Origin of the sequence: Nocardioides dongkuii, assembly GCF_014127485.1 — a bacterium.
Classification (GTDB): domain Bacteria; phylum Actinomycetota; class Actinomycetes; order Propionibacteriales; family Nocardioidaceae; genus Nocardioides; species Nocardioides dongkuii.
Genome location: NZ_CP059903.1, coordinates 1,128,098 through 1,145,932, shown reverse-complemented (window position 1 = coordinate 1,145,932; position 17,835 = coordinate 1,128,098). Strand labels below are relative to the sequence as shown.

17 protein-coding genes and 2 tRNA genes are annotated in these 17,835 nt (G+C 72.1%); 2 read left to right on the top strand and 17 right to left on the bottom strand.

The window, feature by feature from the left end; all coding sequences use genetic code 11:
* Positions 1–93: 93 nt before the first annotated feature.
* The 14 genes from clpX to H4O22_RS05505 all read right to left on the bottom strand — a co-directional run bounded on the left by clpX (position 94) and on the right by H4O22_RS05505 (position 12,694).
* Entirely contained in the window at positions 94–1,374 is a 1,281-nt protein-coding gene (gene clpX, locus H4O22_RS05570; RefSeq protein WP_182526044.1) for an ATP-dependent Clp protease ATP-binding subunit ClpX, read from the bottom strand.
* Positions 1,375–1,465: 91 nt separating this feature from the next.
* The gene (locus tag H4O22_RS05565) at positions 1,466–2,080 is read right to left on the bottom strand and encodes an ATP-dependent Clp protease proteolytic subunit (protein ID WP_182526043.1); all 615 of its coding nucleotides are present in this window, start codon (positions 2,078–2,080) and stop codon (positions 1,466–1,468) included.
* Positions 2,081–2,084: 4 nt separating this feature from the next.
* Positions 2,085–2,693, bottom strand: a complete 609-nt coding sequence (locus tag H4O22_RS05560; protein ID WP_182526977.1) for an ATP-dependent Clp protease proteolytic subunit — start codon at positions 2,691–2,693, stop codon at positions 2,085–2,087.
* 111 nt (positions 2,694–2,804) lie between these two features.
* A complete protein-coding gene (locus H4O22_RS05555; protein WP_182526042.1) occupies positions 2,805–3,983 on the bottom strand; it encodes a lipase family alpha/beta hydrolase in 1,179 nt (392 codons plus the stop codon).
* A 175-nt stretch (positions 3,984–4,158) separates the two neighbouring features.
* The gene (tig, locus tag H4O22_RS05550) at positions 4,159–5,565 is read right to left on the bottom strand and encodes a trigger factor (protein WP_182526041.1); all 1,407 of its coding nucleotides are present in this window, start codon (positions 5,563–5,565) and stop codon (positions 4,159–4,161) included.
* A 36-nt stretch (positions 5,566–5,601) separates the two neighbouring features.
* Positions 5,602–5,674: transfer RNA gene (locus H4O22_RS05545), tRNA-Pro, on the bottom strand.
* A 33-nt stretch (positions 5,675–5,707) separates the two neighbouring features.
* Positions 5,708–5,781: transfer RNA gene (locus H4O22_RS05540), tRNA-Gly, on the bottom strand.
* A gap of 114 nt (positions 5,782–5,895) precedes the next feature.
* On the bottom strand, positions 5,896–7,005 hold the full coding sequence (locus tag H4O22_RS05535) for a PP2C family protein-serine/threonine phosphatase (RefSeq protein ID WP_182526040.1): 1,110 nt from the start codon (positions 7,003–7,005) through the stop codon (positions 5,896–5,898).
* An 18-nt stretch (positions 7,006–7,023) separates the two neighbouring features.
* A complete protein-coding gene (locus H4O22_RS05530; RefSeq protein ID WP_182526039.1) occupies positions 7,024–7,893 on the bottom strand; it encodes an Fpg/Nei family DNA glycosylase in 870 nt (289 codons plus the stop codon).
* The gene (locus H4O22_RS05525; RefSeq protein ID WP_182526038.1) at positions 7,886–8,398 is read right to left on the bottom strand and encodes a ribose-5-phosphate isomerase; all 513 of its coding nucleotides are present in this window, start codon (positions 8,396–8,398) and stop codon (positions 7,886–7,888) included. The genes H4O22_RS05530 and H4O22_RS05525 overlap by 8 nt, the downstream gene beginning before the upstream one ends.
* 27 nt (positions 8,399–8,425) lie before the next feature.
* Positions 8,426–9,328: an alpha/beta hydrolase gene (locus H4O22_RS05520; RefSeq protein WP_182526037.1), complete on the bottom strand. Its 903-nt coding sequence runs from the start codon at positions 9,326–9,328 to the stop codon at positions 8,426–8,428.
* A 14-nt stretch (positions 9,329–9,342) separates the two neighbouring features.
* Positions 9,343–9,912 (bottom strand): LURP-one-related family protein, encoded by a 570-nt coding sequence (locus H4O22_RS05515; protein ID WP_182526036.1) that lies wholly within the window; start codon positions 9,910–9,912, stop codon positions 9,343–9,345.
* Between the two features lie 340 nt (positions 9,913–10,252).
* Positions 10,253–11,578 (bottom strand): HNH endonuclease, encoded by a 1,326-nt coding sequence (locus H4O22_RS05510; RefSeq protein ID WP_182526035.1) that lies wholly within the window; start codon positions 11,576–11,578, stop codon positions 10,253–10,255.
* Positions 11,579–11,860: 282 nt separating this feature from the next.
* Positions 11,861–12,694, bottom strand: coding sequence for a thioesterase family protein (locus H4O22_RS05505; RefSeq protein WP_182526034.1), 834 nt, complete (start codon positions 12,692–12,694; stop codon positions 11,861–11,863).
* Between the two features lie 50 nt (positions 12,695–12,744).
* Here H4O22_RS05505 and H4O22_RS05500 point away from each other — a divergent pair, with 50 nt between their 5' ends.
* A complete protein-coding gene (locus H4O22_RS05500; RefSeq protein ID WP_182526033.1) occupies positions 12,745–13,101 on the top strand; it encodes a YidH family protein in 357 nt (118 codons plus the stop codon).
* Here the strand turns inward: H4O22_RS05500 and H4O22_RS05495 are convergent.
* Both H4O22_RS05495 and H4O22_RS20720 read right to left on the bottom strand, forming a co-directional pair.
* The gene (locus H4O22_RS05495; protein WP_220451297.1) at positions 13,098–13,475 is read right to left on the bottom strand and encodes a VOC family protein; all 378 of its coding nucleotides are present in this window, start codon (positions 13,473–13,475) and stop codon (positions 13,098–13,100) included. The genes H4O22_RS05500 and H4O22_RS05495 overlap by 4 nt on opposite strands.
* Before the next feature lie 9 nt (positions 13,476–13,484).
* Positions 13,485–13,619 (bottom strand): hypothetical protein, encoded by a 135-nt coding sequence (locus tag H4O22_RS20720; protein WP_280530184.1) that lies wholly within the window; start codon positions 13,617–13,619, stop codon positions 13,485–13,487.
* 443 nt (positions 13,620–14,062) lie between these two features.
* Between H4O22_RS20720 and H4O22_RS05490 the strand changes: the two genes are divergently transcribed.
* Positions 14,063–16,588: a hybrid sensor histidine kinase/response regulator gene (locus tag H4O22_RS05490; protein ID WP_182526032.1), complete on the top strand. Its 2,526-nt coding sequence runs from the start codon at positions 14,063–14,065 to the stop codon at positions 16,586–16,588.
* Here H4O22_RS05490 and H4O22_RS05485 read toward each other — a convergent pair.
* Complete coding sequence (locus H4O22_RS05485; RefSeq protein ID WP_182526031.1) at positions 16,580–17,830, bottom strand: PAS domain-containing sensor histidine kinase; 1,251 nt, start codon at positions 17,828–17,830, stop codon at positions 16,580–16,582. The two genes, H4O22_RS05490 and H4O22_RS05485, sit on opposite strands and share 9 nt — an antisense overlap.
* Positions 17,831–17,835: the final 5 nt, after the last annotated feature.

Here is a 17,835-nt window from a genome sequence, read left to right as displayed (position 1 = left end):
GGCTCACCGGGTCTCGACACGCGCGTCGCGAGCTCGTTCCTCGCTCGCGGCGCTTGCTCGACCTCGGCGTTCAAGGCCCGACTTCGTCGGGCCTTACGCCGACTTCTTCTTCTTCTCCGTGGCGCGCGGGAGGAGGGTCGGCGCGACGCCGTCGGTGACGACCTCGCGGGTCACCACGACCTTGCCGACGTCGGCGCGCGAGGGCACGTCGTACATCACGTGGAGGAGGACCTCCTCGATGATCGCGCGGAGGCCGCGGGCGCCGGTGCCGCGCTCCATCGCCTGGTCGGCGATCGCGGTGATCGCGTCGTCGGCGAACTCGAGCTCGACGCCGTCGAGGTCGAAGAGCTTCTGGTACTGCTTGACCAGGGCGTTGCGGGGCTCGGTGAGGATCTGCACGAGCGCCGCCTGGTCGAGCTTGGTGACGCTCGCGATCAGCGGCAGGCGGCCGATGAACTCGGGGATCAGGCCGAACTTCGTGAGGTCCTCGGGCCGGACCAGCGTGAGCAGGTCCTCGGCCTCCTTCTCGGCCTGGCCGCGCACGTCGGCGGTGAAGCCGAGGGTCTTCTTGCCGACCCGCTGCTCGATGATGTGCTCGAGCCCGGCGAACGCCCCGCCCACCACGAAGAGGATGTTGGTGGTGTCGATCTGGATGAACTCCTGGTGCGGGTGCTTGCGACCGCCCTGCGGCGGCACCGAGGCGGTGGTGCCCTCGATGATCTTCAGCAGCGCCTGCTGCACGCCCTCACCGGAGACGTCGCGCGTGATCGAGGGGTTCTCCGCCTTGCGGGCCACCTTGTCGATCTCGTCGATGTAGATGATGCCGGTCTCGGCCTTCTTGACGTCGTAGTCAGCGGCCTGGATCAGCTTGAGGAGGATGTTCTCGACGTCCTCGCCGACGTAGCCGGCCTCGGTCAGCGCCGTGGCGTCGGCGATCGCGAAGGGGACGTTGAGCATCCGCGCGAGGGTCTGCGCGAGGTAGGTCTTGCCGCAGCCGGTGGGCCCGATCACCAGGATGTTGGACTTGGCGACCTCGACGACCTCCTCCTTGCTGTGCTTGCCCGCCACGGGCTGGAGGCCGGCCTGGACCCGCTTGTAGTGGTTGTAGACCGCGACCGCGAGGGACTTCTTCGCCTGCTCCTGCCCGATGACGTAGGAGTTGAGGAACTCGAAGATCTCCTTGGGCTTGGGCAGCTCCTCGAGACCGACCTCGGTGCCCTCGCTGAGCTCTTCCTCGATGATCTCGTTGCAGAGGTCGATGCACTCGTCGCAGATGTAGACGCCGGGACCGGCGATCAGCTTCTTGACCTGCTTCTGGCTCTTCCCGCAGAAGGAGCACTTCAACAGGTCGCCACCGTCACCGATACGTGCCACGGGCGGTCATCCTCCTAGAACAGGTGCAGGGGCGAGCTCAGCAGACCGTACCCCGCGCCGGCCCCCCGGAGGGGCCGACACGGGGCATTGGTCAGGAGGCGCTCAGGGCGGGGGTGCCCTTGCGGGACTCGACGACGGCGTCGATGAGGCCGTACTCGACGGCTCCCGCGGCGGTGAGGATCTTGTCGCGCTCGATGTCACGGCTGACCTGGTCGGCGGCGCGGCCGGTGTGGTCGCTGATCATCTTCTCCAGCAGCTCGCGCATCCGGAGGATCTCGTTGGCCTGGATCTCGATGTCCGAGGTCTGGCCGAAGGTGCCCTCGGTGTAGGGCTGGTGGATGAGGATCCGGCTGTTCGGCAGCGCGAGCCGCTTGCCGTGGGTGCCCGCGGCCAGCAGGATCGCGGCCGCCGAGGCGGCCTGGCCGATGCAGACGGTCTGCACGTCGCACTTGATGAAGTTCATCGTGTCGTAGATCGCCGTCAGCGCGGTGAACGAGCCGCCGGGGCTGTTGATGTAGATCTGGATGTCCTGGTCGGGGTTCATCGACTCCAGGCACATGAGCTGGGCGATGACCGCGTTGGCGACGTCGTCGGAGATCGGCGTGCCGAGGTAGATGATGCGGTCCTCGAAGAGCTTGCCGTAGGGGTCGATCCGTCGGAAGCCGTAGGAGGTGCGCTCTTCCCACTGCGGGATGTAGTAGTTCATGTCATCAGTCCTTCGTGTGGGCCGGGCGGCCCTCGTCGGCAGCCTCGCGGGCGCTCTTGACGACCTGGTCGACCAGGCCGTAGGCGAGGGCCTCGTCGGCGGTGAACCAGCGGTCGCGGTCGGCGTCGTTCGTGACCTGCTCGACCGTCTGGCCGGTGTGCTCCGCGATCAGCTCGAGGAGCACCTTCTTGATGTGCAGGGACTGCTGGGCCTGGATCTTGATGTCGGAGGCGGAGCCACCCATGCCCGAGGAGGGCTGGTGCATCATGATCCGCGCGTGCGGCAGGGCGTAGCGCTTGCCCTTGGTGCCGGCGCACAGCAGGAACTGGCCCATCGACGCAGCCAGGCCCATGCCGACCGTCGCGACGTCGTTGGGGATGTAGTTCATCGTGTCGTAGATCGCCATGCCGGCGTCGACGGAGCCGCCGGGGCTGTTGATGTGCAGGAAGATGTCGGCCTCGGGGTCCTCGGCCGAGAGCAGGAGCAGCTGCGCGCAGATCGCGTTGGCGTTCTGGTCGCGCACCTCCGAGCCCAGGAAGACGATCCGCTCCCGCAGGAGTCGCTGGTAGATGTGGTCGTCGAGGACGTTGAGGCCGCCGCCACCGCCCATCATGGGGACGAGCGAGTCGCTGGGATTCTGGGTCACGCTGCGACCCTAGCCCGAAGGTCCGACACTTCCACGGACAATCCACGGCTGTTCGCCAACAGCGGATTTCGGGCGGGCTCAGGCCAGCCAGTCGGCCAGCGCCTCGTGGACGCGCGGGTGGTTCAGCAGCCCGAAGTGGTCGGTGCGCCCGAGGTGCAGCACGGTCGCGCCGGGGAAGAGCTCGGCGCCGTGCCGGTCGCGGCCGTACGCCGACGGCACCCGGACCAGCAGGTCGCCGACGACGTGCCCGACGGGGTGGCGCGGCGAGGAGGTGAGCGTCGCCGCGACCAGCCGGTACGACGCGTGCGGGAGCGGCGGGACGTCCTCGGCGAGCCCGGTCACGAGGTTGACTACCCCGACCGAGCGCCAGTCGAGCACCCGCCCGAAGGCGGCCGTCTCCGGGTAGCGCCCCAGGCCCCGGGAGCCGTGCCCGATGCCGCGGGCGATCGGCGCGCCCAGGTGCGGCGTGCCCAGGGTGACCACGTCGGAGACCAGGTCGGTCCACGGCTGCTGGGGTACGCCGGGCTCGGTGGCGACCGCCCCGGCGGCCCGGACGATCAGCCCGCCCATGGAGTGGCCGACCAGCGCGACCCGCGTGACCGGCACCGGCCACGCGGCGACCAGGTCCTGCATGAGGGAGGCGAGCGCGATGCCGTTCTCGCGCAGCGACAGGCCGGTGTTGGCGCGCAGGAAGACCGGGGTCCAGCCGCGCTCGGCCAGCGCCTCGCCGTACGTCGTGCCGGTCTTGGCGCGGCCCTTGTTCCAGTAGGCCTCGGTCTCGCAGAGGCCGTGCAGGAACACCACGACCCGGCCGCCGGCCTGCGGGAAGGCCTCGGCGAGCGCGGCCGTCTCGAGCGGCACGTCGCGCCCGTCGCGGCGCACCGCCATCGAGATCGCCAGGTGCGGGCGCTCCCGCAGCAACCGGTCGCCGATCAGGCCGTTGACGGCCGAGCTGACGAAGCGGCCGCGCGGCCCGTCCTCGAGCCGGGGCCCGATCCCGGCGGCGCCGGCCTTGTCGAGGCCGTGCGCGGCGGCCCGCAGGCCCGCGCTGGCCCCGCCGTACACCGCCGACGCGATGCCGCGGTGCAGGACCTCCGGAGCGCTGCGCCCACCCCCGCGCACGCGCCGCTTCACGCCGTACAGCCGGTCCAGCCAGGCGAGGTGGGTGTCGCGCGCGCTGCGCACCACGAGCTCGTCGGTCACCTCGGAGAGCAGCGAGAGCGCGTCCAGCACGGTGGGGCCGGGGGCGGTGGTCATGCCGCCACGCTAGCCGTTGAGTGCACAGATGTGCACCGGATTGCTCCCGGCGCGGCGTGCCAGCGGTGAGCCAGCAACCGTGGGGTGTGCCGCTTCGGTTGCCTGCTCACCGCCCACGACGCGCGAACGGCGCCTCCCCGCGAGGGAAGGCGCCGTCCGTGGTGAGGCTGCGGGGTCAGTCCTCCTTGGCGGAGGACTCCTCCTCGGCGTCGTCGGTCGAGGCGTCGTCGGCCGCGGTCTCGTCGGCGGGCTCGCCGATGGTGCCGTCGGGACGGAGGTTCTTCAGCTCGACGGGGTTGCCCGAGGCGTCCTTGACCACGGCGGTCTCGACGATCGTCGCGAGCGCCTTGCCGCGCAGGATCTCCTGCACGAGGTCGGGGATGTGGTTGTGCTCGAACATGTGGTTCGCGAACTCCTGCGGGTCCTGGCCGGACTGCTGGGCGCGACGGACCAGGTGCTGGGAGAGCTCGCCCTGGTCGACGCCGAGCTCCTCCTTCTTGGCCACCTCGTCGAGGATGAACTGCGCGGCGACGGCGTCGCGGACCCGGCGCTCGAGGTCGGCCTCGAACTCCTCGATGGTCTGGCCCTCGTCCTCGAGGTACTTGTCCATCGTGATGCCGGCCATCGCGAGCTGCTGCTCGATGTTCTGGCGGCGGGCGTTGAGCTCGTCGGTCACCAGGCTCTCGGGGAGCGGGACGTCGACCTTGTCCAGCAGTGCCTCGAGGACGGCGTCGCGGGCCGCGGCGGCCTGCTCCAGCCGCTTGCCCCGGCCCAGGCGCTCGCGCACGTCGGCGGTGAGCTCCTCGATGGTGTCGAACTCCGAGGCCAGCTGGGCGAACTCGTCGTCGAGCTCGGGGAGCTCCTGCTCCTGGACCTGCGAGACCGCGACCAGGACCTCGACCGGCTCGCCGACGAGGTCACCGCCCACGAGCTCGGAGGTGAAGGTCTTCTCCTCGCCGGCGGACATGCCGGCGAGTGCCTCGTCGAGTCCGTCGATCATGCCGCCGCGGCCGACCTGGTAGGACATCCCGGCGACCTCGGCGCCCTCGAGCACCTCGCCGTCCTTGGTGGCCTTGAGGTCGAGCACGACGAAGTCGCCGTCGGCGGCGGGGCGCTCGACGTCGCTCAGCGTCGCGAACCGCTCACGCAGCGTCGCGACCTGCTCGTCGACGTCGGAGTCGGTGACCTCGAGGTCCTCGACCTCGGCCTCGACGCCGGCGTAGTCCGGCAGCGTGATCTCGGGCTTGACGTCGACCTCGGCGGTGAACTCGAGGGCCTCGTTGTCCTCGAACTTGGTCACCTCGATGTCCGGCTGGGCCAGCGGCTCGAGGGAGTTCTCCTGGAGCGCCTCGACGTACTTCTTCGGGAGCACCTCGTTGATCGCCTGGTCCAGCACGGCGCCGCGTCCGACCTGACGGTCGATGACCATCGGGGGCACCTTGCCCCGGCGGAAGCCGGGGACGTTGATCTGCTGGGCGATCTGCTTGTACGCCGCGTCGAGGCTCGGCTTGAGCTCCTCGAAGGGCACCTCGACGGTCAGCTTGGCCCGGGTCGGGCTCAAGGTCTCGACGGCGCTCTTCACAGGTTGTCTCCTACTGGCTTGTTGGTGGGTGGTGCGTCGGGGCGACAGGACTCGAACCTGCGATCTCCTGCTCCCAAAGCAGGCGCGCTAGCCACTACGCTACGCCCCGCCAAGTGGCCCGCCGATCTCCCGCCGGGCCGCCTGGAGCGGATGACGGGAATCGAACCCGCGTAGCCAGTTTGGAAGACTGGGGCTCTACCATTGAGCTACATCCGCGCTCACGGGGGGCAAGCCCCCCGTGGACCCCCCAAGCCGCTGCTGCGGTCGCGGGAATCGGCCCCGATCCTGCCACAGGGTGCCCCCCCGAGCCGAAACGGCCGCTGCGCGCGGCTACGCCCGGTTGACCACCAGCATCGCCCGGTCGTCGTTCGGGGAGCCCAGCGCGTCGACGAGGCGGCCGGCGGCGCCGGTGAAGTCGCCGCGCAGCAGGCTCTCGGCCTCGCCGAGCATCCGGTCGATCCCGAGCTCGATGTCGCGCCGCGGCTCCTCGACCATCCCGTCGGTGTAGAGCAGGACCGCGTCGCCGCGGCCGAGGACCCCGCGGACGCAGGAGAACGTCGCGTCCGCCAGCAGCCCGAGCACCGGGCCCTCGCTGCCCAGCACCGACCAGCGACCGGAGCCCGAGGCGCGGTGGACGGCCGGGGGGTGGCCGGCGGTGCGGATCTCGTAGCCCCCCGTGGTCAGGTCGAGGGAGAGGTGGACCGCGGTCGCGAAGCCCTCGTCCCAGTCCTGGCGCAGCAGGTAGTCGTTGGCCGCGGGGAGGAACTGGTCGGGCGGCAGGGCGCCGAGCAGCCCGCCGAACGCCCCGGAGAGCTGCATGGCGCGGGTGCCGGCCTGCTCGCCCTTGCCGGACACGTCGACGACGACGACCTCGAGCCGCTCGTCGCCGGTCGGCTGGGTGGCGACGAGGAAGTCGCCGGCGAACGGCGTACCGCCCGCCGAGCGGAGCGCGGACTCGACGTGCCAGCCGTACGGCAGTGTCGGGATGCCCCCCTGGTTCAGGATCCGGTCGCGCAGGTCGACCAGCATCGACTCCCCCATCGCGCCGCCCACGCCGAGGCGCGCGCGGCGGAAGGAGGCGAGCAGCACGATGAAGCCCATCAGCAGCTGGACGGCGGTCGCACCGACGACGCGGGTCGTGATCGTCTCCTGCGCGAGCAGGGTCACCATCAGCGCGACCAGCACGCCGATCACGAACCACTCCAGCTGCCGCGGACCGAGGAGCAGGCTCCCGACCAGCAGCGGCACCATCAGCGCGGTGAACGGGAACTTGTCGGGCAGCGCCACCACGGCCGCCACGATCGCCAGGGTCACCAGGAGGAGCCCGGCGACGAGGCGGTACTCCCGGACGACTCCCTGACGCCACGTTGTCCGCCACCGACGGCCGAGGCCGGACGAGCGCGCCGTCGCCGTCCGGCTGTCGTCGTACGCCGCGTCCATCGCCAGCTGTCCTCGTTCTCAGGGGGTGCGAGTCACCCTATCCGGAGCGGTCGGGGTCCGGGGGCGGAACCGGCGCTGGCACCGGGGGCACCAGAACAGGTTGCGGCCCTGCATGACCTCGGTGCGGACCCGCGCCCCGCAGACCAGGCACGGCTGCTCGTGGCGGCGGTAGACGTACACCTCGCCACCGTGGTCGTCCTTGCGCGGCGGGCGGCCCATCGCCTCCGGCGTGTGCTCGGGTCGCACCGTGTCGATGCGTCCGGTGCGGACGCCCTCGGTCATCAGCGCCACGAGGTCGGCCCACATCGCCCGCCACTGTCCCGAGCGGAGGGTGTGGCCGGGGCGGAACGGGTCGATGCGGTGCCGGAACAGCAGCTCGGCGCGGTAGACGTTGCCGACGCCCGCGAGCACGGCCTGGTCCATCAGCAGCGCGCCGATCGCCACCTTGCTGCGCCGGATCCGCTCCCAGGCCCGGCCGGGGTCGGCGTCGGGGCGCAGCGGGTCCGGCCCGGACCGCGCGACGACGGCGTCCCGCTGCTCGGCGGTGACCAGCTCGCACGCGGTGGCGCCGCGGAGGTCGGCGTACGCCGTCCCGTCGACGCGGACGAGTCGCAGCCGCACCTGCCCGACGGGGTCCGGGACGTCCGGCACGTCGTCGTGGACGTCGAAGCGGCCGTAGAGACCCAGGTGGACGTGGACGAACCGCTCTCCCGGGAACGCGACGAAGAGGTGCTTGCCCCAGGCCTCGGCACCCTCGAGCAGCTGGCCGTCGAGCAGGGCGGCGGAGTCGGCGAACCGGCCCTGCGGGCTGCCGACCCGGACGACGTGGCCGGCGAAGGTGCGGGTCAGGTCGCCGGCGAGCCGGTGGAGGGTGTGCCCCTCAGGCATCGCTGCCGGGGTGGCCCTGCGCGGACTCGGGGAGCGGCGGCAGCACGCCGTTCTCCTGGTACGACGTGAGCTGGCCGATCCGGCGCTCGTGCCGCTCGTCGCCGCTGAAGTCGGTGGTGAGGAAGACCTCGACGAACCGGGTCATCTCCTCCAGGGAGTGCATCCGGCCGCCGACCGAGACGACGTTCGCGTCGTTGTGCTGGCGGCCCAGCGCGGCGGTCTCCTCGGACCAGGCGAGGGCGCAGCGGATGCCGCGGACCTTGTTCGCGGCGATCTGCTCGCCGTTGCCCGAGCCGCCGATCACGACGCCGAGGCTGTCCTGGCCGGAGACCCGCTCGGAGGCCACCGCCTCGGCCGCGCGCAGGCAGAAGACCGGGTAGTCGTCCTGGGCGTCGTAGACGAACGGGCCGTGGTCGACCGGCTCGTAGCCGTGCTCGGCGAGCCAGGCGACGAGGTGGTCCTTGAGGTCGAGGCCGGCGTGGTCGGAGCCCAGGTGCACGCGCATGCGGCCCATCCTTCCAGGCGAGGCGGCTCAGGCCTCGTGCAGGTCTGCGTGCAGCTGCACGAAGCCGGCGACCTGGCGCATCAGCGGCTCGGCGGCGGCGAAGACGTCGTGGTGGCGCCAGAAGCCGTGGATCTGGCCGAGGTAGCGGGTCGCGACCACGTCGACGCCGGCCTCCGCGAGCAGCCGGGCGAGGTGCTCGCCCTCGTCGCGGAGCGGGTCGTGCTCGGCGGTGACCACCAAGGTCGAGGGCAGCGTGCCGAGCCGGTCGGAGCGCAGCGGAGCGAGGTCGGGGTCGCGCAGGTCGGCCTCGGTGGCGGCGTACTGGCGCCAGTACCAGGCCGCCTCGCGCGGGTCGAAGCCGTCGGCGGCGGTGGTGTAGGAGTCGAAGGAGGCGGTCGGGTCGAGGAACGGGTAGATCAGCACGACCGCGCGGAACCGGCCCGGGTTGCGCAGCGCGGCGACCAGGGCGAGGTTGGCGCCGGAGCTGTCCCCGTGGGCGTAGGTCGGGCCGTCGAGGCCGTGCCCCGCGGCGTGCTCCTCGAGCCACCGCAGGACGGTGTCGACGTCGTCCGGCGCCGCCGGGAAGCGGTGCTCGGGGGGCCGGCGGTACTCGACGCTCAGGACGGCCACGCCGCTGCGGTTGGCGAGCCGGCGGGCGGAGGCGTCGTGCACCTCGACGTCGTTGAGCACGAAGCCGCCCCCGTGCAGGTGGACGACGACGCCGGGGCGGGCGCCGGCGGGCCGGTACAGCCGGCACGGCACTCCCCCGGCGTCGAGGTCGACCACCTCCGCGACGTCCTCGCGCGGTTGGCTCAGCGCCTCCGCCCGAGCCCGCGCGCGCTCGGCGTCGATGTCGAACGCCGGGTCGTACGCCGGCAGGTCGCCGGCGGACGCCTCGATGGCGCGGCGGGCGTCCGGGAAGAGCGCCATCGTCGTTCCTCGGGTCAGCGCTGCATCAGGGCGTCGAGCCCGACAGCGACGGCGGCGGCGACCCGGAAGTCGATCTCCGGGTTCGGGACGTGCACGGTGTACTTGTCACGCACCGAGGCCTGGCGCTCCACGCCGAGGAGCGGCTGGCCCTCCGGGGAGACGAAGTCGAAGTGGATCGGCAGGAACGGGATGTCGGTGAAGCGCCGGATCAGCGCGACCGCCTGGCTGCGCTCCTGGCCGGTGCCGGCGTAGCCCGGGCCCTCGATGTGGAAGGTCGAGCGCAGGATGCTCTTGCCGAAGTCCTTGCGGAAGAACCCGATCTGCTGGCGGTTCTCGTCGAAGATGTCGTACCCGGCGTTGAGGTCGATCCGCTTGCGGGCCTTGAAGCTGAACACCGGCCGCGACTTGGTCTCGTCGCTGAAGAAGGTCACCTCCTCCTTGAAGGCCAGCCGCTTCTGCTCGGCGAAGCCCATCAGCTGGCCGAAGCTCCCGTCGGGGTTGGCAGCGAAGATCTGGTAGCGGTTGGTGGTCATCGCGAACTTCTGCTTGACGTAGAAGGTCGGGAGATACATCTCAGCGGGCATGGGCCGCAGCGTAGCGACGTGCACGCCGATCGCCGCGATCCGACTCGGCATGGGGGTCGGTGCTGAGCGCCGGTGGTTGAGCAGCGAGGAGCGCCAGCGACGAGCGATGTCGAAACCCGGTGACCCGACAGACGGCCCCGACCCCGGCGTATCGAGGCCCCGCGAGTCGGCGCTTGTGTTCGCGGCCCGGGCCGGACACAAGCGCCGACTCGGCGAATGCTTCGGTGGTCGAGTAGCCCGCGAGGAACGAGCGGGCGTATCGAGACCTCCGACCTGAGCTCCGGACGTGCCGAGGTCCCCGCCGTGGTGGTGCGTACGGCGGGGTCCGGGGGCGTGCGGGTCAGGTGTCGTCCTGTTCGGCGGGTTGGTGGGTGCCGGTGTGGTCGCGGATGAAGATCAGCCCGTGCGGGCTGCGCCATCGGAACGTGGTCTCTTCGAGTGCGACGTAGGTCCAGCGGCCATGCGTCTTCACGCGGTGGTGTCTTCGGCACAGGGGCGCGGTGTTGCAGGAGCAGGTGGGTCCACCTTGGGAGGCTGCGGTGACGTGGTCGCAGTCGGCTTTCCGTCCGGGTCGGGTGCACCAGGGGAAGACGCAGGTGTGGTGCAGCAGCACCTGGCGTTCACGGAGCCGGTCGGGCACCTCGTACGCGGTCGTCGCGATGTGGCCGGTGAGGTCGATGACCGGCTTCACGACCACCTGGGTGTCGGGGTTCGCACACCACGCCTTGACCTGCTCGACGTCGACGAAGGAGCGGGTGTTCTCGATCCGCGCCAGGAACAAGCCGTCTGATTCACCGGTGCCGCCGGTGCCGGTGATCGCGGCGGCGGCGAGGTGGGCGTGCAGCACCACCTGGCGAGGCATCGACCGCTTGGACCGCTTCTTGCCGGTCTCCTCGGGCTGTTCGGTGTTCAGCTCGAGTGCGAGCTGGCGTCGGGCCAGGTCGCCGGCGGCCATCGAGCGCCGCACGTCGAGCGAGGCGTCGTTGCCGAGGTCCGCCAACTGCGCCGCACCACGCTTGACGGCTTCGTCGAGGTCGATCGCGTCAGCAAGGTCCAGGACACCCTCGACGCTGATGGTGCCGTCGTAGGAGACCTGGTGGGTGTCGATGTCGAAGTGCCGCCCGTCGGCGGCAGCGAGGCGGCGTTCGCGGGCTTCGTCGGGATCGAACCGGACCCTCGCTTCCTCGATCAGCCGGTCCAGGGCGGCGATGCCGATCTTGTGCGCCACCGGGGCGACGTGCCGGTCGACGTACTCCGCACCGTCGATCGGCAGGGAGATGGTCTGCTGGGCGATCCGGCGGGCCTTCCACGCCGGCAGGTCACCGGACTGGACCCGCGACCACACCCGGCGGAGCCGGTGGGCCAGCTCGACGGCCTCACCGAGGTAGCAGGCGCCGGCGTCCGACGTGATGCCCATCGCCGCCGCGAACTCACACACCGAGAACTCCGCCACCAGCGGAGCACCGGGTCCGGCGACCATCAGCTCGCCCTCGGTGCCCGGCACCACCGCCGCCAGATAGGAGTCGCGCTCGTCGACGGAGTGGATCCCCGCCCACGCCACCGCCGCGGCAAGCAGGTCAGCGGCAGCCTGGTGCTCATCGCGCCGACGCTCGCGCACCCGCGACAGCACGTCGGCTGCGCTGTCGAGAACGGAGGCGGTGGTCATGCCCTCCTTCTATTCGAACACACATTCGAACGGAAGGTCCGAGATTGGATCTGTGGAAGCAATTTTCGGTGGTAGCGGTGGGTTCTCGGGTCGCCGGGTCTCGACAACGCTCAGGCGCAGAGCGCCTTCGCTGCTCGACCACCGGTGCTCGGTGGTCGAGAAGTGAGGAGCGCCAGCGACGAGCGTTGTCGAGACCCCCGCAGCGTCCCCGCGACCTTGGTCGAGGCCTTGCGTCAGGTCACCGGGTTTCGACAACGCTCAGGCGCAGAGCGCCTTCGCTGCTCAACCACCGGCGGTGACGGGGCGGGGCTGGAGGGCGAGCTGGCGGGACTGGGCGACGAGGCGGCCGGTGGAGTCCCAGACCTCGCAGTCCTCCTCGAACATGCCGCCGGCCATGTTGCGGGTCTCGTGGCGGACCTTGAGCCAGCCGGGCGCGGGCTTCGCGCGCACGTGGACGCTGAGCTCCAGAGTGGGCGCCCAGCCCATCATCCCGAGCTCGAAGGTGACCGGCGGGAGCGCGTCGACGACCATGAGCAGCGAGACCGGGTCGGGCTCCCGGCCGTCGGCCATCCGGAACCAGGCGCTGATCACGCCGTTGCCGCTCGGCTGCCCGACCGCCCAGCCCACCTGGTCGGGGTGGAAGCGCATGTCGAAGCGGTCCATCATCGGCGCGATCTTCTTGATCTCCGGCGGGGCGTCGGCGTTGCGGACGCACTCCTCGACCGGCGGCAGGTGCGGCTCGACGGCGGTGGTGCGGACGTCGCCGGCGTCGCGGTCGAGGTCGCCGTACGTCGCGAGCGCCGTGATGCGGGTGTCCTCGCCCTGCCGCAGCTCGGCGGAGGCCGTGGCCAGCCGGCCGCCCTGGCGGCGTACGTCGACCGCGACCGTCGCGGGACCGGGCTGCGCGGCGGAGAGGTAGAAGGCGCTGACCGCGAGCGGGTCGGGCTTGCCGGGGAGCGCGGCGCGCAGCGCGGAGCCCATCAGCGCGAGCAGGTAGCCGCCGTTGATGCCGCCGCCGACGCTCCAGCCGGCGTCCACGTCGGCGGCGTACCGCCCCTCCCCCGCGGGAGTCACGGCGATCTGGCGGTCGAGCTCGTACGACGGGTGCGTGGACATGGAGGAGAACGTATCGAGACGCGCTCGCGGCCGTCCGGCAGGATGGCCGCATGGGCGAGCGGCGGCCGGGCTGGGTGTACGGCGAGGGCGAGGAGCCGGACCCGCGATTCACGTTGGCCAACGAGCGCACGTTCCTCGCCTGGGTGCGGACCTGCCTGGGCGTGCTGGCCGGTGCGATCGCGCTGGACACCCTCCAGACGCCCGCGCGGGACGACGTCCGGCTGGTGCTGGTGGTGTCCCTGCTGCTCGTCGCGGCGGCGATGGCGGTGCTCGCGTGGGTGCGCTGGGCGCGGGTGGAGCGGGCGATACGCAGCGGCGCGCCGCTGCCTCCGTTCACCCTCGGGGTGGTCGTGACCGCCGCCCTGGTCCTCGTCGCCCTGGCGCTGGTGCTGACCGTCGTCCTCTAGTCCCAGGTGAGCGCGTGCCGCTCGAACTCCTCGCCCGTCTGCACCGGCACCACGCAGAACACCAGACCGCCCGGGTCCTGCAGGACCGTCCACCCGTCGCGCTCCTCCAGCACGATGGCGCCGAGCCCCACGACCCGGGCCACCTCGGCCGCCAGGTCGTCGGTCTCGATGTCGAGGTGGATCCGGGCCGGGGTGCCGTCGCCGGTGCGCTGGGACTCCAGGGAGGCGCCGCCGCCGATCGCGCCCAGCGAGCGGTAGGTCTCCTCGGAGCCGGACGGCTCGACCCCCTGGACGCCGGCCCAGAAGGAGAGCGCGCGCTCCCAGTCCGACGCGGGGTGGTCGATCAGCACGAGACCGATGCGGGAGCGGTGCACCAGGCCACGCTAGGGCCCCGCGAGCAGCACCTGCACGGGACTGCCCAGCGGCACCGCCGCGCGCACCAGCCGTGGCCAGCGCGCGGCGGCGTACTCCCCGAACTCGCGGTCCCTCGCCTCGTCGCCCACACCCCCTGGACGCATCGAGGGGGTTCTCGGGTTCCCGCACGGGTGGTTGAGCAGCGAAGGCGCTCTACGCCTGAGCGTTCGCCCAAGGTCTCGGGGACGCTGCAGGGGTCTCGACACCGCTCGTCGCTGGCGCTCCTCGCTGCTCGACCACCGGTACGGCGGGCGCTCCTCGCTGCTCGACCACCGGTACGGCGGGCGCTCCTCGCTGCTCGACCACCGGTGGTTGAGCAGCGAAGGCGCTCTGCGCCTGAGCGTTGTCGAAACCCGGTGAGGTGAGGCAGGGCCTTGGCTGAGGTTGTACGTCGGCTGCGGGGGTCTCGACACCGCTCGTCGCTGACGCTCCTCGCTGCTCGACCACCGGTACGGCGGGCGGGAGCCCCTCAGGAACGCCGCGGCGGTGCCGAAGGACCACGCAGACCGGGGCGTGGACACCCGCCCGGTCGACGAGAGGGGGGCTCGTGAGGCACGTCGCCGCGCTGGGTCGCCTGCCCGTGGCCGCACTCGTCGCCGTGCTCGTGCTCGCGGTCGTGCAGGTGGTGCACCCGACCGGCCTGGGCGGCGAGCTGTCCTACTTCGCCGGCCTCGTGGTGGCCGCGTCCGTCGCGTGGATCGGCGTGCTGCGCACCCCGCCGGGCCGACGGCGGGTGTCGGCGCTCGTCGCGGGCGGCATCAGCGCCTCCGCCGCCGGCGACGCCGTCTGGAGCGGGTACGTCGCGGCCGGGCTCGAGCCCGACGCCACCTGGGCCGACCCGGTGTACGCCGTCGCGTACCTGCTGCTGGGCGGGGCGCTCGTCGTCCTCCTCGTGCGCGGCCAGCGCGGGGCGGGGATCGACGGGCTGATCGACGCCGTCACGGTCATCGTGGTCGCCCTGCTGCTCGCGTGGCACGTCTCGATCGCGGCGATCGTCTCCGACCCCACCTACTCCGCCTCGGTCCGCGCGGTGCTGGCCTCCTACCCGATCCTGGACGCGGTGCTGCTCGCCCTCCTGGGCCGGTTGCTGGGCGACCGGCGCACCCGCGCCCCCGGGGCGGCGTGGATCGCCGGCGGCATCGCGTGCTGGCTGGTGGCGGACGTCAGCTACCTGGTCCTCGTCGTCGAGGGCACGACCTCGGCGGTGGTCGACGCGACGTTCATGCTCGGCAGCGGCCTGCTGGCGATGGCCGTCTTCGCCCCCGATCGGGCGCGGCCGGACGACGGCGAGCGGCTCGCCACGCGCCCGGCCACCCTGCGCCGCCTCGCGATCTCCGTCCTCCCGCTGCTGGTCCCCCCGGTCCTGCTGGCCGTGGACGCGTCCACGCCGGGGCCGAGCGGCAAGGGCTGGGTGCTCGCGGGAGGCGGGATCCTGCTGGCCCTCGCCTTCGTGCGCACCGCCCGGCTGCTGGAGTCCGAGCGCCTCGCCCGCGACGAGCTGGTCGGCGCCCGCGACGCGGCACTCACGGGCTCGCGGGCGAAGTCGGCGTTCCTCGCCACGATGAGCCACGAGATCCGCACGCCGATGAACGGCGTCATCGGGCTGACCGGCCTGCTGCTCACCACCGATCTCGGCGACCGCCAGCGGCAGTACGCCGAGGGCGTGCAGGGCGCCGGCGAGCAGCTGCTCGCGATCATCAACGACATCCTCGACTTCTCCAAGGTGGAGGCAGGGCACCTGGAGCTGGAGTCGGTCGACTTCGACGTCGCCCAGCTGGTCGGCCAGTCCGGCGAGCTGGTCGCCGCGGCGGCGCAGGCCAAGGGCGTGGAGCTGCTGGCCTACTGCTCCCCCGACCTCCCGCTCGGCCTGCGGGGCGACCCCACCCGGCTGCGCCAGGTGCTGACCAACCTGGTCGGCAACGCCGTGAAGTTCACCGAGCACGGCGAGGTCGTCGTCTCGGCCCGCGTCGCCGACGACAGCCCCGGCACCGATGACCTCGTGCTGGTCCACTTCGAGGTGCGCGACACCGGCATCGGCATCCCCGAGGGTGAGACCGAGCGGCTCTTCGAGCCGTTCCTCCAGGTCGACTCCTCCACCACCCGGCGGTACGGCGGCACCGGCCTCGGGCTCGCCATCGCCCGCCGCCTGGTGGCCGCGATGGGCGGCGAGCTCCGGGTACGCAGCACGCTCGGCGAGGGCAGCACGTTCTCGTTCACGCTGCCCCTCGCCGCGGCGCTCGACCCCGACATCGCCCCCGTCCCGCTCACCCGGGGCCTCGAGCGGGCGCGGGTCCTGGTCGTGGACGACAACCAGACCAACCGGCTCATCCTCCAGGAGCAGACGACCGCCTGGGGCACCCGCACGGCGACCGTCGAGGACGCACCGACCGCCCTGCGGATGCTGCGTGCCGCCGCCGGCGCCGGCAAGCCGTTCGACATCGCGATCCTCGACCTGTGCATGCCCGGCATGGACGGACTCGAGCTGGCGCGGCTGGTCGCCGAGGACCCCGACATCCGCCTCGGCACGGTGCTGCTCACGTCCGGGCCGGACGTGAGCGCCGCCGAGGCCGCGGCGGCCGGGATCGACGTACGCCTCACCAAGCCGGTGCACCTGACCCGCCTGCGCGAGGCGCTGCAGCAGGTCCTGGGCCGGCACGCGGCGGCCAGGATCGACGACGCCGAGGCCGAGCGTCCGCCCCGCGGGCACGCACTGGTGGTCGAGGACAGCGAGCTGAACCAGATCGTCGCGGTCGGCGTGCTGACCCACCTCGGCTTCACCGCCGACGTGGTCGGCGACGGCCGACAGGCCCTCGACGCGCTCGAGCGGACGGCGTACGACGTGGTCCTGATGGACTGCCAGATGCCCGTCCTCGACGGGTACGACGCCACCCGCGAGCTGCGGCGTCGCGAGGACGGCGGGCGGCGGCTGCCGGTGATCGCGCTGACCGCCGGCGTGGTCCAGGGCGAGCGCGAGCGCTGCCTGGCCGCCGGCATGGACGACTACGTCGCCAAGCCGTTCACACCGGACGACCTCGGCGCCGCGCTGAGCCGCTGGGTCCCGGTCTCACGTTGACGCCGGCTCGACCAGCGGCAGCACGAACGCGAAGGTGCTGCCCTCGCCCAGGGTCCCCGAGGCCCAGATCGAGCCGCCCATCAGCGTCACCAGCTGCCGGCAGATCGCCAGGCCGAGGCCGGTGCCGCCGTACTGGCGGCCCACGGACGCGTCGCCCTGGCTGAAGGACTCGAAGAGCCGGGTCTGCTGATCCGTGGTCATCCCGATGCCGGTGTCCTCGACCCGGAACAGGACGGTGGTGACCGGCCCGGAGCGCTTGGCCACCTCGACGCGCACGTCGACCTGGCCCTCGGCGGTGAACTTCACAGCGTTGCTCAGCAGGTTGGTGAGCACCTGCGCGATCCGCTGCGGGTCGCCGGAGAGCACGGGCGGCAGGGTCGGGTCGACCTCGACGACCAGCCGCACCCCCTTCTCCTCGGCCTCCGGGCGCGCCAGCGCCACCGCGTCGAGCACGACGGTCCGCAGATCGAGCGGGACGTCGTACACCGTCGCCTTGCCGGCCTCGATGGCGGAGAAGTCGAGGATCTCCTCGACCAGCCGCAGCAGCCGTTGCCCGGAGCGGTGCAGGGTCTCGACGAGCCGGACCTGGACCGGGTCGAGGTCGCTCTCGGCGAGCAGCTCGGACGAGGCGAGCATCGAGGTGAGGGGCGTCCGGATCTCGTGGCTGACGTTGGCGAGGAACATCGACTTCGCCTCGCTCGCCTGCTGGGCGCTGCGGTGCGCCTCCTCCAGCTCGCGCTGGAGGCGGTTGCGCTCGGTGACGTTCTCGGCGATGCCGTGGACGCCGACCACCTCGTCGCCGACCACGATCGGCAGGCCGGTGATCGAGAGCTCCGTGGGGCTGCCGTCGGCGCGCAGGATCACGGTGTCCAGGTGCCGCGGGCGCCGGCCGACGACGTCGAGGAACGCCTCGGCGACCGCCCCCAGGTGGTCGGGCTCGATGAGGTCGGCGAAGGCCATGCCGCGCAGCTCGTCCTCGGTGTAGCCGCTGGTCCGCTCCGCCGCCGCGTTGACCGACGTGAAGCGGCCCTCGAGGTCGAGGGAGAAGACGGCGCTGGTGTGGTACTCGAACAGCGACCGGTAGCGCTCGCCGGTCTCCCCCAGCGCGTGCCCGTCGGGTGTGGGGTCGACGTCCCCCGGCGCCGCCCGCCGGGACCCCCACGACCGCGCGGCGGCGACGTGCCCGGCCACCGAGGCGCCGAGCACCACGGCGAGGACGGCGCGCACCCGGGACGGCGTCATGAACG

Bases quoted from the DNA above. Each gene is read 5' to 3' on its own strand.
- H4O22_RS05525 (WP_182526038.1), bottom strand. From the start codon at position 8,398: ATGCGCGTGCACCTGGGCTCCGACCACGCCGGCCTCGACCTCAAGGAC.
- H4O22_RS20720 (WP_280530184.1), bottom strand. From the start codon at position 13,619: ATGCGTCCAGGGGGTGTGGGCGACGAGGCGAGGGACCGCGAGTTCGGG.
- H4O22_RS05500 (WP_182526033.1), top strand. From the start codon at position 12,745: ATGGGCGAGCGGCGGCCGGGCTGGGTGTACGGCGAGGGCGAGGAGCCG.
- H4O22_RS05530 (WP_182526039.1), bottom strand. From the start codon at position 7,893: ATGCCTGAGGGGCACACCCTCCACCGGCTCGCCGGCGACCTGACCCGC.
- H4O22_RS05515 (WP_182526036.1), bottom strand. From the start codon at position 9,912: ATGCCCGCTGAGATGTATCTCCCGACCTTCTACGTCAAGCAGAAGTTC.
- H4O22_RS05505 (WP_182526034.1), bottom strand. From the start codon at position 12,694: ATGTCCACGCACCCGTCGTACGAGCTCGACCGCCAGATCGCCGTGACT.
- H4O22_RS05520 (WP_182526037.1), bottom strand. From the start codon at position 9,328: ATGGCGCTCTTCCCGGACGCCCGCCGCGCCATCGAGGCGTCCGCCGGC.
- H4O22_RS05485 (WP_182526031.1), bottom strand. From the start codon at position 17,830: ATGACGCCGTCCCGGGTGCGCGCCGTCCTCGCCGTGGTGCTCGGCGCC.
- H4O22_RS05510 (WP_182526035.1), bottom strand. From the start codon at position 11,578: ATGACCACCGCCTCCGTTCTCGACAGCGCAGCCGACGTGCTGTCGCGG.
- H4O22_RS05565 (WP_182526043.1), bottom strand. From the start codon at position 2,080: ATGAACTACTACATCCCGCAGTGGGAAGAGCGCACCTCCTACGGCTTC.
- H4O22_RS05560 (WP_182526977.1), bottom strand. From the start codon at position 2,693: ATGATGGGCGGTGGCGGCGGCCTCAACGTCCTCGACGACCACATCTAC.
- H4O22_RS05555 (WP_182526042.1), bottom strand. From the start codon at position 3,983: ATGACCACCGCCCCCGGCCCCACCGTGCTGGACGCGCTCTCGCTGCTC.
- H4O22_RS05535 (WP_182526040.1), bottom strand. From the start codon at position 7,005: ATGGACGCGGCGTACGACGACAGCCGGACGGCGACGGCGCGCTCGTCC.